Source organism: Idiomarina aminovorans (genome assembly GCF_023155095.1).
Lineage (GTDB): Bacteria > Pseudomonadota > Gammaproteobacteria > Enterobacterales > Alteromonadaceae > Idiomarina > Idiomarina aminovorans.
The window spans coordinates 231,677-246,174 of sequence record NZ_JAKNDA010000005.1; the positions used below are offsets into that span (position 1 = coordinate 231,677).

A 14,498-nucleotide genomic window follows, 5' to 3' on the forward strand; every position below is an offset into this window, starting at 1 on the left:
GAATTAACAATAAGTAGCTAGTGATAATGACGTTTAAAAAGCTGTTAGTGAGTGCCATGATTGCAGGTGCAGTAGCACCAGCCTACGCACAAGATGACTTTGTTGTCGAAGATATTGAAGTAAAAGGATTACAACGTGTCGCTTTAGGTGCTGCGTTAACTTATATACCGGTTCGGGTTGGTGATGAAGTGAGTGAGCTACAAATTCGTAGTGCTATTCGTTCACTTTATTCTTCGACTCACTTCGACTATATCGATGCGCGCAGAGATGAAGACACTCTTATCTTCAGCGTTAGTGAACGGCCAACCATTGCTGAAATTACCTTTGAAGGTAACAGCGATATTAAAGACGAACAGCTTCAGGAAAGCCTGGTTGATAATAATATTGTCGCGGGTGAACCACTAGACAGAACCACTATTTCGGGTATTGAAAAAGGTCTGGAAGACTTTTATCACAGCGTCGGTAAATACAATGCCTCGGTTGATGTTCAGGTGGTTGACTTACCACGTAACCGCGTTGAGTTACGCATGAACTTCGAAGAAGGCGATGCCGCGGAAATTGCACAAATTAATATTGTCGGCAATAAAGCCTTCTCCGATGAACAAATTTTAGATGCTTTTGAGCTTCGTGATGATCTCCCATGGTGGAACGTTATTGGTGAAAAACGTTATCAAAAACAACAGTTAAGTGGTGACTTAGAGACATTAGAATCGTTCTATCGTGACCGAGGTTACCTGCGATTTCAGGTTGAGTCTGTGCAGGTCTCTATGACACCTGACCGTGATGGAATCTACATCACTGTCAATGTGAATGAAGGCGACAAATACAATATCAGCGAGACCGACGTTATTGGTGATCTTAAAGGTCATGATGAGTTGGTTGAAAAAATAGCGAAAATAGAAGAGGGTACGCTCTATAATGCGGCTCAGGTTACATACATAGAGGAAATGATAAGCCGTTTTTATGGTCGTTACGGTTATGCTTATCCAGAAGTTCGGACTATGCCCGAACATGATGATGAAGATAAAACGGTTAAAATCACGTTCTCGGTAAACCCTGGAAAACGTGTCTATGTTCGTCAAATTAACTTTGAAGGCAATGGGGCAACTAAAGACCGCGTTTTGCGCCGTGAAATGCGTCAGCTGGAAGGAGCCTGGTTATCTGACAGTAACATTGAACAGGGTAAAGTTCGTCTTGAACGACTCGGTTTCTTCGAAACCGTAGAAACCTCTACGGAGCGAGTCGATGGTCGTGACGATCAAGTGGACGTGACCTATAAAGTGAAGGAACAACCTTCCGGTTCATTTAATGCGGGTATTGGTTATGGTGATTACTCTGGCTTGCAGCTTAACGCCGGTGTTCAACAAAATAACTTTTTAGGTACCGGTAACCGGGTTGGTTTTAATATCAGCACCAGCCGTTTTAATAAGAATGCCAGCTTCTCGTATTCTGACCCGTATTTCACGATGAACGGGGTGGGCCTGTCTGGTCAGGTATATATGAGTGAGTTTGATGCTGGTAATGCGCAAAACCTCGTAAACTACAATCAGAAGACTTATGGTTTATCCACAGGGCTCAACTTCCCAATTGATGAAATAAACCGTTTAAACTTTGGTGTTGGCTATAAGAATCAGGAAGTGAGTGTTAATTCACAAAACCAGAGTATTGAGCAGATTCAGCAGTTTTACAGAGCTTATCTGGATGATCAAAACCCAGAACGCCCTATTAGTTTCGATATATACGAACTGAATGCCGGTTGGTCGCGAGTAACTTTAAACCGCGGGCGGTTCCCGACCAGTGGTTCTTCGCAACAAGCGAGTTTTGAAGTTTCAGCGCCGTTTAGTGACGTGAAATACTTCCGCTTTAATTACGATTACAAACACTATTATCCGCTAAGCCGTGATCAGCAATGGTCATTTCTCACCCGACTGAATATAGGTTATGGTAATGGCTACGGTGAAGACGATGCCGGGAATGAGTACTTATTACCATTCTGGGAATACTTCCGTATTGGCGGGCAGGGTGATTTACGCGGTTTTGAACCGAACACTGTTGGCCCAAGAGCTGTTTATGTTGTGCCGGAATCAGTCAATTCAGAGGGTATTCCGGACTTTACCGGTTTACCAACACCGAACTACAGTTCAGAAACTGGCAATCAGGAGTTGTTTGTGCAAAACAACTATTCTTTAGGCGGTAATGCTAAAGTCTCAGGTGGGCTGGAACTGATTGTGCCCACGCCTTTTGTCGATGAAGGTATGCGCAACAGCGTACGAACCAGTGTGTTCGTAGATTTTGGTATGGTCTGGGACACGGAATTCGACTACGATAGATACAAAGATTTGGAGAATACTAGTCCACAACCGTTAACCGACTATAGCTCGCCGGGAGATTTTCGCGCTTCGGCGGGTGTTTCGGTGCAGTGGATTTCTCCAATGGGTCCGTTAACTTTCTCGTTAGGCCGGGCATTGAAAGAAGTTGAGGGTGATGAAACCCAAGTGTTCTCATTTAATATCGGAACCACATTCTGATAATAATAATTAAATAACAGTGACTAAAATTTGAAGGAGTTTTACCTTGAAAACGTTAATTAAATCAACCGTTGCGGCTGTAGCTGTATCAACAGCACTTTTTGCCGGTGCTGCACAGGCACAACAAAAAATTGGTGTGGTCGACATGATGGAAGTTTTCCAGCAGCTACCGCAGCGTGAGCAAATTTCAGAGCAACTGCAAACTGAGTTCCAGGACCGCTTTGAAGAAATGCGTCGTCTTGAACAGAAAGTTCAGGAACTGCGTCAAAAACAAGAGCGCGACGCGTCTATTATGTCAGCTTCTGAAAAAACTCAGTTAGAACGTGATTTAGAACAGACTATTTCTGAAGCTCAACTGAAAAGTAAAGCGTTGCAGGAAGACACTCGTCGTCGTCAGAATGAAGAACGTAATAAATTACTTGGAAAGGTTCAGGATGCTATTACTGCAGTAGCAACTGACAAAGACTATGACATGGTTCTTGAAAGCAATGCGGTTACTTATATGAAAGCAGATAATGATCTGTCTGGTGCTGTTGTTGAGAAAATGACTTCAGGTAACTAATTTATGGCAGAGTACACATTGCAGCAGTTGGCTGACCATGTGGGTGGGGAGGTGCGAGGCAATTCGCAGCTCCCCATTTTGCGCGTGGCTACCTTGCAGTCTGCTACTGGTGATGCTATCGCTTTTTTGGCGAACAGTCGTTACAAAGCTCAGTTAGAAACAACCTTAGCTGGTGCTGTCATTGTCTCTGAAAAAGACGACAGTGAAAGCATTGATAATGCTATTCGGGTCGCTAATCCTTATGCGGCATTTGCACGAATAGCTCAGCTATTGGATACCACGCCAAAACCCGCTTTGGGGATCGCAGAGTCTGCCAAAGTTGCTCAGTCGGCGACTATTGGCGATAATGTGAGTATTGGTGAGTATACGGTTATAGATGATGGCGCTACAATCGGTGATAATACCAGTATTGGTCCGCACTGCTATATTGGCCCTGAAACTCAAATTGGTTCCGGCTGCACATTTTGGTCAGGTGTAAAAATTTATCACCGTTGTGTTATTGGTGATAACTGCTTGTTTCATTCCGGTTCAATAATTGGTGCTGATGGTTTTGGTTGGGCGCCTGAAAACGGTAAATGGCTGAAAATTCCTCAGTTGGGGCGTGTTGTGATTAAAAACAATGTCGAAATTGGAGCCAGTACAACAGTCGATCGCGGCGCGCTTGACGATACCTTTATTTCATCGGGCTGTATTATTGATAACCAATGTCAAATAGCTCATAACGTGTTCATTGATGAGGACACGGCTATCGCTGGCTGTACGGTATTAGCCGGAAGCTGCCATATTGGTAAGCGTTGTATGATTGGCGGGGCTTCTGCTATCAACGGTCATATTAGTGTGTGTGACGATGTGCAAATCATGGGATTTGCTATGGTGATAAAAGAAATCACTGAGCCTGGGGTTTATGCATCAGGTATCCCTGCCAGTGGGCACCGGGAATGGCGTCGTAATGGTGCAAGATTCCGTCAGCTGGACGATCTCTTTAAACGTGTTAAAACTTTAGAAAAACAAGCTGGCGACAATAACTGAGTAAGGTGAAAGGTTTGAAAATTAAGGAATCAGGATTTGATATTCAAGAGGTACTGGAATTATTACCTCATCGCTATCCGTTTTTATTAATTGATAGAGTGATAGAAACAAACTCTAAAGATTCATTACATGCGATTAAAAATGTCACTTTTAATGAACCCATGTTTAATGGACATTTCCCGGCTAAGCCTATTTTTCCGGGGGTATTGTTGCTGGAAGCTATAGCTCAGGCTTGCGGTTTACTTGGTTTTAAAATTACAGAAAGTAAAAAAAGTGCAAATGATCTGTACCTGTTTGCGGGTATCGATAAAGCACGTTTTAAACGTCAGGTTATCCCGGGTGATAGGGTAGATTTCTTTGTTACTTTTGAGAAAGAACGTCGGGGTGTCTGGAAATTTACCGGGCTCGCAGAAGTTGACGGCGACGTTGCCTGTACCGCCGAAATCCTCTGTGCAAGAAGAGAAGTTTAAGTGATTCACGAAAGCGCAATTATTGACCCGGGTGCAAAACTTGGTACTAACGTCAGTGTCGGTCCATGGACAATCATTGGTCCTGATGTTGTTATCGGCGACAATTGTGATATTCGCTCGCACGTTGTTTTAAAAGGTCCGACAACTCTTGGTGACAATAATACGATCTATCAATTTGCCTCGGTGGGCGAGGATTGCCAGGATAAAAAATACGACGGTGAACCGACTGAACTGGTTATTGGTGACAACAATGTGTTCCGTGAATCAGTAACTGTTCACCGTGGTACGGTTCAGGATAACTCGCTCACTAAAATTGGTGATAACAACTTGTTTATGGCCTATGTGCACGTGGCACATGACTGCATCATTGGTAATGACAATATTTTTGCTAATCAGGTAACTTTAGCGGGTCATGTTCACGTGGGAGACTGGGTTATTTTAGGCGGTATGACCGGAGTTCATCAGTTCTGTCATATTGGCTCGCATTCTTTTGCCGCGGTTAATTCGATTGTGGTTCAGGACATCCCGCCATTTGTGATGGCACAAGGGCATAATGCAAAACCCCGGACTATCAATGCCGAAGGTCTGAAACGACGCAATTATTCCTCTGAGCAGATTCAAAATATTCGTCGAGCTTATAAAATTTTGTATCGTTCCAGCCTGACTATTGATGAAGCGCTGGAGAATATCGCCGCATTAAATGAGCCCGCCCTTGAGGGCTTTACTGATTTTGTTGAAAACACTTCCCGGGGCATTATTCGTCCGTAATGGTCAGCAAGCAGCCACCTAAAATAGCAATTGTCGCCGGCGAACACTCTGGCGATCTTTTAGGTGCAGGGCTTATGCAGGCCATTTTAAAACAACACCCTAATGCTATTTTTATTGGTGTTGGCGGGCCGTTGATGACTGAGCAGGGAATGGACTCGTATTTCCCAATGGATGACCTGGCGGTTATGGGCATTGCTGAGGTCTTCCAGCAACTGCCTAAATTATTGCGCCATCGGAAAAACCTGGTGAACTATCTAGTTTCCGAACAGCCGGACGTGATGATAGGTATTGATGCGCCTGACTTTAATCTTACTGTTGAGACTCGTCTAAAAAAAGCCGGAATAGCGACCATTCATTACGTCAGTCCGTCTGTCTGGGCGTGGCGTGAGGGGCGTATTAAGGGGATAAAAAAAGCGGTAGATCACGTGCTGTGCTTATTGCCCTTCGAAAAGGACTTTTACAACAAGCATGAGTTGCCGGCAACTTTTGTCGGTCATCCTCTTGCGGATGATATCCCTATGCAATGGAATCAAGCTGAAGCCCGACAAGAATTGGAGCTTGAAGAGGAAGGGGCGTATCTGGCTATTTTACCGGGGAGCCGTAAGGGAGAAATTGGCCGAATGGCGCCATTATTTTTGCAGGTAGCGAAAAAACTGGCAAAAAAATATCCGCAACTTCGGTTTGTTGCGCCAATGATAAGCAAAGAGCGAGCTCAGCAGTTTCAAAATTTGGTGGAGCAAAATAGTCCGGAACTGGATATTGCAACGCCGGTCGGTGAAAGCCGCAAAACGATGGCGGCAGCTGACTACTTATTACTGACATCCGGAACGGTTGCGCTTGAAGCGCTCTTAATAAAACGCCCTATGGTGGTTGGTTATCGTTTCCACTGGTTGTCATATCAAATCATAAAGCGTTTATTCCATGCGCCATTCTTTTCGCTGCCAAACCTGTTAGCGGGTAAAGAAATTGTGCCGGAGCTGGCTCAGTCTGAAGCCTCGGAAGATGCCATCGCAAAAGCCCTTGAACAGTTAATTGAGCAGGATAACCAACCGCTCATAGAGCAATTTACGAATATACATCAACAGTTAAAGGTATCGGCCAGCGAAAAAGCTGCGAATATCGTTGAATCCTTTCTTTAATTCTGTTTTTTAGAATAATAAATAGAAAATAATGCGCTAATAATTCCAAAAAATAGACTCTATGATAGAGGTATCTGAAGTTAAGGAGTTTATTATGGGGTTATTAGTTGATGGCCAATGGCACGATAAGTGGTACGACACCAAAAAGCATGGCGGGCGCTTTGTTCGCAGTGAATCACAGTTTCGCAACACTATCGCCGAAGGTACTGAGTTTGAACCGGAATCCGGACGTTATCATCTGTACGTTTCCTACGCTTGTCCCTGGGCGCACCGCGCGCTGATTTTTCGTCAGTTAAAAGGGCTGGAAAAGCATATTGATGTGTCTGTTGTGCACCCTTTGATGCTGGAAAACGGTTGGGAATTCTCAGGTGCGCCACTTAATGAGCCTTTGTATCACTGTGACTTTCTTTACGAAATTTATTTAAAAGCTGACCCGAAATACAGTGGTCGGGTTACCGTTCCCATATTATGGGACAAGAAAACGCAAACCATAGTGAACAACGAGTCGGCAGACATCATACGTATCTTTAACTCATCTTTTAATGAGCTGACCGGTAACTCACTGGACTTTTTTCCTGCGGATAAGCAAAAGCAGATAAAAGAGGTTAACGAATGGGTTTATAACGACATTAATAATGGTGTTTATCGTAATGGATTTGCGACCACACAGGAGGCTTATGAAGAAGCGTATGAGTCTTTGTTTTCTGCTTTGGATAAGGTTGAAAGTATTCTTAACCAGAATCGTTACTTAGCAGGCGATAAACTGACGGAAGCTGACTGGCGATTATTCACCACCTTAGTTCGTTTTGATGCCGTGTACTTCGGGCATTTTAAAACCAATAAAAAGCGCATTGTCGATTACCCTAATATCTGGAATTACCTGTTAGAGCTGTATCAGTACCCGGGTGTGGAAGAAACGGTGGTGATGGATCATATTAAAACCCATTATTACGCCAGCCACACCACGATTAATCCGACACAGGTGGTGCCAAAAGGACCTGAAATCGATTTTCATCAAGCACATAACAGAGCTAAGTCGGGGAGCACCCAGTCATGAGTGTTATTTTAGCAAGGCATCGGGGAATGTTGGCGGCTAATCAGAAGTTAAGTTAACGCAATTCCAGCTCTTCAGTTTGCTGCAGTAAGCGTTCATAACGTTTACTGTGGTTGATGGATAGCTGGAGACCTTCCAGCACTTTAAAGCAGTTATCACACTCATTTTTCAAACGCCCGCGCGCTGCTTTAGGGTTTTCTTCAATAAAGCGGACGGCAGCCTGAATAAAGTTAAGAGCGGCTCCACTGTTCATCGGAGCTATTTCCATAGCGTTTTTAAACAGTTCAAGAGCGCGATTGTAGCTAGCTTCCTGATAGGCCTCGGTACCGGCTTTGTGAGTTTTAAAGAAACTGTTTTGCTGTTTTTTGGCCGCCGCTACTCTGGCTTGTAAAATTTTAGCGGTATAGTCGTCGAGCAACAGGTTGTCATCTTTATAAGCTGCAAGTTTATTGGCTTTTTCATACTCACCAACATCCAGCAGAATAGCGATAACGTCGGGCAACAGATCTTTATTAATCGGTTGGTCTTTAGCCAGACTCTCCCCGACAACCTCGTTAAGACGATGTTGGGCTTCACGCAGGCGACCGTTAAAAGAGTCAATGCGTGATAATAGAATGGCTTCTAAGTCTTCAAAGGAAATATCGGCATGTAGCAGATGCTCATCGTAACGTGCGCGTTGCAGTTCCATGGTTGCTTCGGTTTGATACTTACTGATTTGCTGCGGTGTATCGCTGTTTTCTGCGGCATCCAGAATACTGCGTAAATAATTACACAAATGATGCGCATTACGAAACACTGACTTACGGGCTATTTGCAAAACGTTATTCATAGCTTGCTTAGCAATGTCGAAGTCACCATTACCGCGGGCTAAATGAGCAAGCTTGGTTTGTCTCTCAATAGAAAACGGAGCCAGAGTAATAGCATCACGGGCACTCTCTAAAGCCTCTTCCAGCAGTTGCTGTTGGACATAGCATTCGGTTTTTAAATCATGCGCCTCAATAGCATTGGGCATACGCTTAATAATATGATTAAGGATATTAAGCGCCTCCTCGGGCGAGTTTTGTAATAGCCGGGTTTCAGCCAGTTTTAAGAATACCCAGCTGTGAGAATTATCTTCCAATAATTCTTTAATTTCCGTTTCAGCTTTATCCAGTTGCCCGGTTTTATTGTAGAGCTCAATTTGCAGCTTGCGACAGTAGTTACTGTAGCGGCTATTCGATTGTATGTGCCTTTGGCAGGCATTAATACAGGCTTCGTAATCATGTTTGGTAAGCGCTTTAAATACATCTTTTAACCACATTCTGCGTTTATAAGCACGCACCAGGCGCGAGCGCAACACACGCTGAGAGAATGGCTTCATCAGGTAATCGTCTGGCTGCAGTTCAAGCGCGCTCAGCACCATAGGGCGGCTGTTATCGCCAGTGATTATAAAGAACAGCGTATGCTCTTTCATTAAACCGCGAGTTTGCAGTTCTTCCAGAACTTGCCGGCCATTGCGGCCGCGGCCTAAATTGTAATCGACTAACAGAATATCGTGCGGGTTTTTAATGTAAGCAGTAATGCCTGCTTCGCCGGTGGTCTTGACCTGAACATCTTTCGCCCCCAAGTTTAATAACAAGCCCTGGAGCATGACCTGAAAAGGTTTCTGGTCATCAATCAATAGCACACGTTTATTATTGAGCTCTAAGGTTTTGTCCATTAATTTCAAACAGTATCCTGATAACATTCGATACCGACAGCATACTGGCTAAAGTCAGTAATGTTAAGCGGCAACAGAGGCTGATATGAAAGCAATTCAAATTATCGAACATGACTCCGGACAAAAAGTGCGGTGGCGAAGTCACTCAGCGTTAGACGAACCTCAATGCAAAGAGGTTCAGCTGCGAGTGTTAAGTGCGGGCATTAATCGCGCTGACTTAATGCAGATTGCGGGCAAGTATCCGCCGCCGAAAGGCGCATCAGAAATTCCCGGGTTAGAGGTTTGTGGTGTTATAGAACGAGTTGGCGCTGAAGTGGCCGACTGGGAACCAGGACAGCGTGTCAGTGCCTTATTAGCTGGCGGTGGTTTCGCCGAAAAGGTCAATGTTTCAGCCAGTCAATTATTACCTGTGCCTGAAAACTGGAGTAATGAAACGGCCGCGGGTTGGCTGGAAACCTTTGCAACGGCTTATCTGAACGTTTTTCAATTAGCTAACCTTCAGCCGGGAGAACGCGTACTGGCTCATGCGGGTGCCAGTGGTGTGGGCTCCTCATTAATACAGTTGTGTCGGGAGAGTGGCAATGAGCTTGTTGCGATAGTCGGCAGCGAGGAAAAATCGAAATTTTGTCTGGAGCTTGGTGCAAAAACCGTCATTAATCGCTATCAACAGGATATTGTTGAAGCGGTTAAAGCGTTAGGCGAGGTTGATGTGATTTTAAATCCGGTTGCAGGCGAGTCAATAGCAAAAGATCAGCAGTATCTGGCACAAGACGGGCGTATTATATTAATTGGTTTAATGGGTGGTCGTAGTGGTGAAGTCGATTTTGGGCGGATGCTGATGAAACGTCAAAACCTGATAGGATCAACGTTACGTGCCCTGTCATCGACGCAAAAAGGACGTATTTTAAGCGACCTCTGGCGAGACTTTGGCGGTAAGTTCAAAAATAACAGAATAAAACCCATCATCGATAAAGTTTTTGCAGCAGACGATATTCAGCAAGCGTTGGATTATGTGGCAGCAAACAAAACTCAGGGAAAGGTTGTTGTAAAGCTGGCGGAAAAGTAATAAATGGTGGAGGGAGCAGGATTCGAACCTGCGAAGGCTGAGCCGTCAGATTTACAGTCTGATCCCTTTGGCCACTCGGGAACCCCTCCACTCAAGAAGCGCGTATAATAACAGTCTTAGCGTTGCTGTAAAGAGAAAACTTAAACTTTTAGGACTTTGGCCGATACAGAAGTATCTGTAACCGATTATCCAGAGTCTAAATGAGTCAAGTTTCTGCTGTTCAGAATAGTGCTGTCGAAAACCAGGCCGCTCATTTCTTTGAGCAACACGCCAGCGAAGCCGTTAACCACGGTTTTTCTGGTGAGTTTGCTTATTGGGTATCGGCGTTGGGCGCTGACCCGGTCATTTCAGAGTGCCCCAGTGAGGTTAACTGGCAGCGCACTATTGGTGCCGGCAGATTGCGCCCGCTGGATGTTCAGTCAGGCGCGGTTTTAGCCAGCGGAGTGTACGCAACAGCAAGCCAGTTATCAGACTTCAAATTACAGGACGCTACTCATCCTCAGCCTTTAATTCCGGATGCTACGCCGGATCGTTTGCCGTTTGAGCTGGTGCAGAATCTGGACTGGAGAGTTCGCCAGCGTCTGGAAAAGAAAAAGCAGCCACAGACCGAAGAAAAAGACGAACATCGACATAGAGGGCCTGCCGGTCTTTACGATGTGCTGCAAAAGTTAGGTATTACGCATTAAAGGTTTTATTCGTTACTAACAGTTCCCGCCACTGTTTCAATATTGCATAATGTTATTATCACTTCGCTGACTTGAATGACCCATGAAGCAACTCCGCCCAGAGGACGAAGACCGCATTGATGCTTTTACTGAGTATTTGTGGCTGCATCATGGTTCTAGTGAAAATACTCAGGCTGCTTATCGCAGTGATTTACGGCGATTCTGTGAGTATCTGCTGCCACTTAAAAAGTCTTTACTGGAAACCGATGAAATCGTGCTGCAGGACTATCTTTTGTGGCGCCGGACTCAAGGTTTATCGCCCCGGAGTACCTCCCGTTTTCTAAGCTCGGCCAAAAAATTCTTTCAGTTTGCAGTAAAGCAGCAGTGGGTACCGGTTGATCCTACGGCGCGCTTAAAACGCCCTAAATTGCCACAAAGTATTCCGCATTCGTTAAGTGAAGACGACGTTATCTCCTTACTGGAGCAACCCGACACGGAAACACCTATTGGCCTGCGCGACCGAACCATGCTGGAAGTGCTTTATGCCAGCGGGTTGAGGGTAACCGAGCTGGTTCGTCTGCAGTACGATCAGCTTAGCCGCCAGCAAGGTTTGGTCAGAGTTATCGGTAAGGGCAATAAAGAACGTTTGGTGCCTTTAGGTGAAGACGCTCTTGAGTGGCTCGACAGTTACTTAAAACATGGACGCCCGGCGATAACGGATAAAAGCAGCTCCTGGATATTCGTGACGCAAAGAGGTTCACTGTTAACACGCCAGGCATTTTGGTACCGATTAAGGCATTACGCCGAAGAAGCCGGCATTTATGCGCATCTATCGCCTCATACGTTGCGCCACGCGTTTGCAACCCATTTGTTAAACCACGGTGCCGATTTGCGCGTGTTACAGATGCTATTGGGGCATAGTGATTTATCCACCACACAAATTTATACTCAGGTTGCACGCGAGCGTCTTCAGGCACTGCATGCTCAGCATCATCCACGGGGCTAATTGCATTATAGTCGGTAAAAGGGTAGGGTTCGGACAGTTAATTTATGAGGTATTTATGCGCAATTTACAGTCTTTAGTAGGTTTAGCCGGTTTAGTCGTTGCAAGTTTCAGCTTATCCACTTTGGGTGCGGAACAAAATGAGGTTGATGCCCGTCATTTGAACAAGATGGGTATCGAAGTACTGTCGACAGAACCCGGTGAAATTGATGGCTACATTCGGGCTATTACCAATCAAGGCATGTTTTATGTTTCTGACAATGGTGAGCGACTGATTAGTGGGAACGTATTCGACATTACCGGTAGTGAACCAGAAAACCTAAGTGAAGCGGCGATGGCAAAAGTACGGCTGAAAATGCTGAAAGGCTTTACTGACGATATGATCGTTTATCCGGCAGAAAATGAAAAATATCAGGTCACCATTTTTACCGATACAACTTGCGGTTACTGCCAGCGCTTACATGAAAATATGGGCAGTTATCACGCCGAAGGTATTACCATTAAGTACTTAGCATTTCCTCGCGGGGGCATGGATAGTAAAGGTGGTCGGCAGTTACAAACGGTCTGGTGCGCTGATGATAAAAAATCCGCTATTAGCGCATTCAAAGACGAAAAAAATTACAGCGGTAGTTCAAGTTGCAGTAATCCTGTCGCAGAGCACTATCAGTTGGGCAAATCTTTCGGTGTAACCGGAACGCCCGCCATTGTTCTGCCTGATGGCCGCCTGATCCCCGGCGCCGTTCCTGCATCGCGGTTAGCCGCTGAAATTCGCAAAGGTGAGTCGCAATAATTCATGAGTGACTATGAAATACGTCGTTATGAAGTGGTTGACGATAATTTTTTGCCGCAACAAATGCCCTCTTTGTTGCGGCAAATTTATGCGCGGCGCGGGGTGCGTAGCGCCGACGAATTATCTCTGAAAGCTTCAGGGCTGCTTCACTTTTCGTCATTGAAAGATATTGATGAAGCCGTTGAACTGCTTCGAAATGCATTAAAAAACCAAGAAAAAGTTTGTATTTGCGGAGACTTTGATGCCGATGGAGCCACCAGCTCGGCGCTAATGGTCTCTGCCTTGCAGGCTTTTGGTTTACAACAGGTTGGTTATCAGGTTCCGAACCGAATGACAGACGGCTACGGACTCTCTGTTGCTATGGTCGAACAACTGGCTGAAGAAAACGTGCAGCTTATTATTACGGTGGATAACGGTATCGCCGCGCATGAAGCCATTACTGTTGCCCGTGAAAAAGGCATACAGGTTTTAGTAACGGATCACCATTTACCGCCGTCTGAACTTCCGGTTGCCAACGCTATTGTTAACCCGAACCAGGAAGGGTGCGAATTTCCAAGTAAGAATTTAGCCGGTGTCGGCGTTGCTTTTTATGTTTTGCTGGCTTTGCGTTCAGCACTGCGTGAGGGCGGTATTGAGCCGCTCCCGAATTTAGCCGACTGGCTGGATCTTGTGGCTTTGGGAACCGTTGCCGATGTTGTTCCGCTGGATTACAACAACCGCGTGTTGGTACAGCAAGGTATTGCCCGTATTCGAAAGGGCATGAGCCGGCCGGGTATTACCGCTCTGCTGGAAGTTGCTAATCGCAATGCGAGTGAGTTAGCTGCCAGCGATCTAGGTTTTGCTTTAGGTCCACGCATTAACGCCGCAGGGCGACTCGATGACATTGGTTTGGGTATTGAATGTTTGTTAGGCGATGAATCTCGTGCGCGGGAGCTGGCTCAGCAATTGAATGACTTAAACCAGCAACGTAAATCCATTGAAACCGAAATGCGCGAGCACGCTGAAAGCGCCGTTGCGAAGCTGCGTTTTGATCAGGGCCAGATGCCGGATTTGGTCACTTTGTATCAGCCTGACTGGCATGCCGGTGTCATTGGTATTGTCGCCGGTAGGGTAAAAGAACAAGTAAACCGGCCGGTTATTGCCTTCGCTAACGATGACGAAGAATTTCTTAAAGGCTCGGCCCGTTCTGTTAGTGGCTTACACATGCGTGACTTACTGGAGCGAATTCATAGCCTGGAGCCGGGGATCATGAAGCGTTTCGGCGGACATGCAATGGCGGCGGGGTTAACGCTGAAAAAAGAAAACTTAACACGGTTTTCTGAGTTGGCTGAGCAAGTTGCGTCTGAGTGGTTATCTGAAGAACAAAAACAACGAGTATTTTGGTCTGACGGAGAGCTGACTGCACCACAACTGTCATTAGAAAGCATTAGTATGCTGCAAAACGCAGGCCCCTGGGGTCAGCAATTTCCGGAACCGATGTTTGATGGTCAGTTTGAACTGGTCGATCAACGCATTGTTGGCGAACGTCACCTGAAACTGGTGTTACGACATCCGCAAGGCGAATTATTGGATGCTATTGCGTTTAATATCGATACACAACAATTGCCAACACAACAGGTGTCGTTTGTTGAAGTTTTATACAAGCCTCAACTGAATCACTTCCGTGGGCGCACAAACGTTCAGTTGTTGGTGGAGCAAATTCGCGCGATACGTTAAACTATGCCC

13 protein-coding genes and 1 tRNA gene are annotated in these 14,498 nt (G+C 45.5%); 12 read left to right on the top strand and 2 right to left on the bottom strand.

Annotated elements, in window-relative coordinates:
* Positions 1-26: 26 nt before the first annotated feature.
* From bamA to L8G48_RS10960, 7 genes are all read left to right on the top strand, one after another.
* Positions 27-2,528: an outer membrane protein assembly factor BamA gene (bamA, locus tag L8G48_RS10930; protein ID WP_248264640.1), complete on the top strand. Its 2,502-nt coding sequence runs from the start codon at positions 27-29 to the stop codon at positions 2,526-2,528.
* A 46-nt stretch (positions 2,529-2,574) separates the two neighbouring features.
* Positions 2,575-3,090: an OmpH family outer membrane protein gene (locus L8G48_RS10935; RefSeq protein ID WP_248264641.1), complete on the top strand. Its 516-nt coding sequence runs from the start codon at positions 2,575-2,577 to the stop codon at positions 3,088-3,090.
* 3 nt (positions 3,091-3,093) lie between these two features.
* Positions 3,094-4,119 (top strand): UDP-3-O-(3-hydroxymyristoyl)glucosamine N-acyltransferase, encoded by a 1,026-nt coding sequence (lpxD, locus tag L8G48_RS10940; protein ID WP_248264642.1) that lies wholly within the window; start codon positions 3,094-3,096, stop codon positions 4,117-4,119.
* A gap of 14 nt (positions 4,120-4,133) precedes the next feature.
* A complete protein-coding gene (fabZ, locus tag L8G48_RS10945) occupies positions 4,134-4,589 on the top strand; it encodes a 3-hydroxyacyl-ACP dehydratase FabZ (protein ID WP_248264643.1) in 456 nt (151 codons plus the stop codon).
* A complete protein-coding gene (gene lpxA, locus L8G48_RS10950) occupies positions 4,590-5,357 on the top strand; it encodes an acyl-ACP--UDP-N-acetylglucosamine O-acyltransferase (RefSeq protein WP_248264644.1) in 768 nt (255 codons plus the stop codon).
* Complete coding sequence (gene lpxB, locus L8G48_RS10955; RefSeq protein ID WP_248264645.1) at positions 5,357-6,496, top strand: lipid-A-disaccharide synthase; 1,140 nt, start codon at positions 5,357-5,359, stop codon at positions 6,494-6,496. Before lpxA ends, lpxB begins: the two co-directional genes overlap by 1 nt.
* A 94-nt stretch (positions 6,497-6,590) precedes the next feature.
* On the top strand, positions 6,591-7,553 hold the full coding sequence (locus L8G48_RS10960; RefSeq protein WP_248264646.1) for a glutathione S-transferase family protein: 963 nt from the start codon (positions 6,591-6,593) through the stop codon (positions 7,551-7,553).
* A 52-nt stretch (positions 7,554-7,605) separates the two neighbouring features.
* On the opposite strand, the gene L8G48_RS10965 is transcribed toward L8G48_RS10960, so the two are convergent.
* Positions 7,606-9,249 (bottom strand): tetratricopeptide repeat-containing response regulator, encoded by a 1,644-nt coding sequence (locus L8G48_RS10965; protein ID WP_248264686.1) that lies wholly within the window; start codon positions 9,247-9,249, stop codon positions 7,606-7,608.
* A gap of 85 nt (positions 9,250-9,334) precedes the next feature.
* On the opposite strand from L8G48_RS10965, the gene L8G48_RS10970 reads away from it, so the two are divergent.
* Positions 9,335-10,315: an NAD(P)H-quinone oxidoreductase gene (locus L8G48_RS10970; protein ID WP_248264647.1), complete on the top strand. Its 981-nt coding sequence runs from the start codon at positions 9,335-9,337 to the stop codon at positions 10,313-10,315.
* A 4-nt stretch (positions 10,316-10,319) separates the two neighbouring features.
* Here the strand turns inward: L8G48_RS10970 and L8G48_RS10975 are convergent.
* Positions 10,320-10,404: transfer RNA gene (locus L8G48_RS10975), tRNA-Tyr, on the bottom strand.
* A gap of 111 nt (positions 10,405-10,515) precedes the next feature.
* Between L8G48_RS10975 and L8G48_RS10980 the strand changes: the two genes are divergently transcribed.
* From L8G48_RS10980 to recJ, 4 genes are all read left to right on the top strand, one after another.
* Complete coding sequence (locus L8G48_RS10980) at positions 10,516-11,001, top strand: hypothetical protein (RefSeq protein WP_248264648.1); 486 nt, start codon at positions 10,516-10,518, stop codon at positions 10,999-11,001.
* 82 nt (positions 11,002-11,083) lie between these two features.
* Positions 11,084-11,986, top strand: coding sequence for a site-specific tyrosine recombinase XerD (gene xerD, locus L8G48_RS10985; RefSeq protein WP_248264649.1), 903 nt, complete (start codon positions 11,084-11,086; stop codon positions 11,984-11,986).
* A gap of 55 nt (positions 11,987-12,041) precedes the next feature.
* A complete protein-coding gene (locus L8G48_RS10990; protein WP_248264650.1) occupies positions 12,042-12,773 on the top strand; it encodes a thioredoxin fold domain-containing protein in 732 nt (243 codons plus the stop codon).
* A 3-nt stretch (positions 12,774-12,776) separates the two neighbouring features.
* Positions 12,777-14,489 (top strand): single-stranded-DNA-specific exonuclease RecJ, encoded by a 1,713-nt coding sequence (gene recJ, locus L8G48_RS10995; RefSeq protein ID WP_248264651.1) that lies wholly within the window; start codon positions 12,777-12,779, stop codon positions 14,487-14,489.
* Positions 14,490-14,498: the final 9 nt, after the last annotated feature.

What these genes read in the sequence shown, in the direction of transcription:
- L8G48_RS10965 (WP_248264686.1), bottom strand. Translation starts at nt 9,249, where the DNA reads ATGGACAAAACCTTAGAGCTCAATAATAAACGTGTGCTATTGATTGAT.
- L8G48_RS10960 (WP_248264646.1), top strand. Translation starts at nt 6,591, where the DNA reads ATGGGGTTATTAGTTGATGGCCAATGGCACGATAAGTGGTACGACACC.
- lpxD (WP_248264642.1), top strand. Translation starts at nt 3,094, where the DNA reads ATGGCAGAGTACACATTGCAGCAGTTGGCTGACCATGTGGGTGGGGAG.
- L8G48_RS10970 (WP_248264647.1), top strand. Translation starts at nt 9,335, where the DNA reads ATGAAAGCAATTCAAATTATCGAACATGACTCCGGACAAAAAGTGCGG.
- xerD (WP_248264649.1), top strand. Translation starts at nt 11,084, where the DNA reads ATGAAGCAACTCCGCCCAGAGGACGAAGACCGCATTGATGCTTTTACT.
- bamA (WP_248264640.1), top strand. Translation starts at nt 27, where the DNA reads ATGACGTTTAAAAAGCTGTTAGTGAGTGCCATGATTGCAGGTGCAGTA.
- lpxB (WP_248264645.1), top strand. Translation starts at nt 5,357, where the DNA reads ATGGTCAGCAAGCAGCCACCTAAAATAGCAATTGTCGCCGGCGAACAC.
- L8G48_RS10980 (WP_248264648.1), top strand. Translation starts at nt 10,516, where the DNA reads ATGAGTCAAGTTTCTGCTGTTCAGAATAGTGCTGTCGAAAACCAGGCC.
- L8G48_RS10990 (WP_248264650.1), top strand. Translation starts at nt 12,042, where the DNA reads ATGCGCAATTTACAGTCTTTAGTAGGTTTAGCCGGTTTAGTCGTTGCA.
- recJ (WP_248264651.1), top strand. Translation starts at nt 12,777, where the DNA reads ATGAGTGACTATGAAATACGTCGTTATGAAGTGGTTGACGATAATTTT.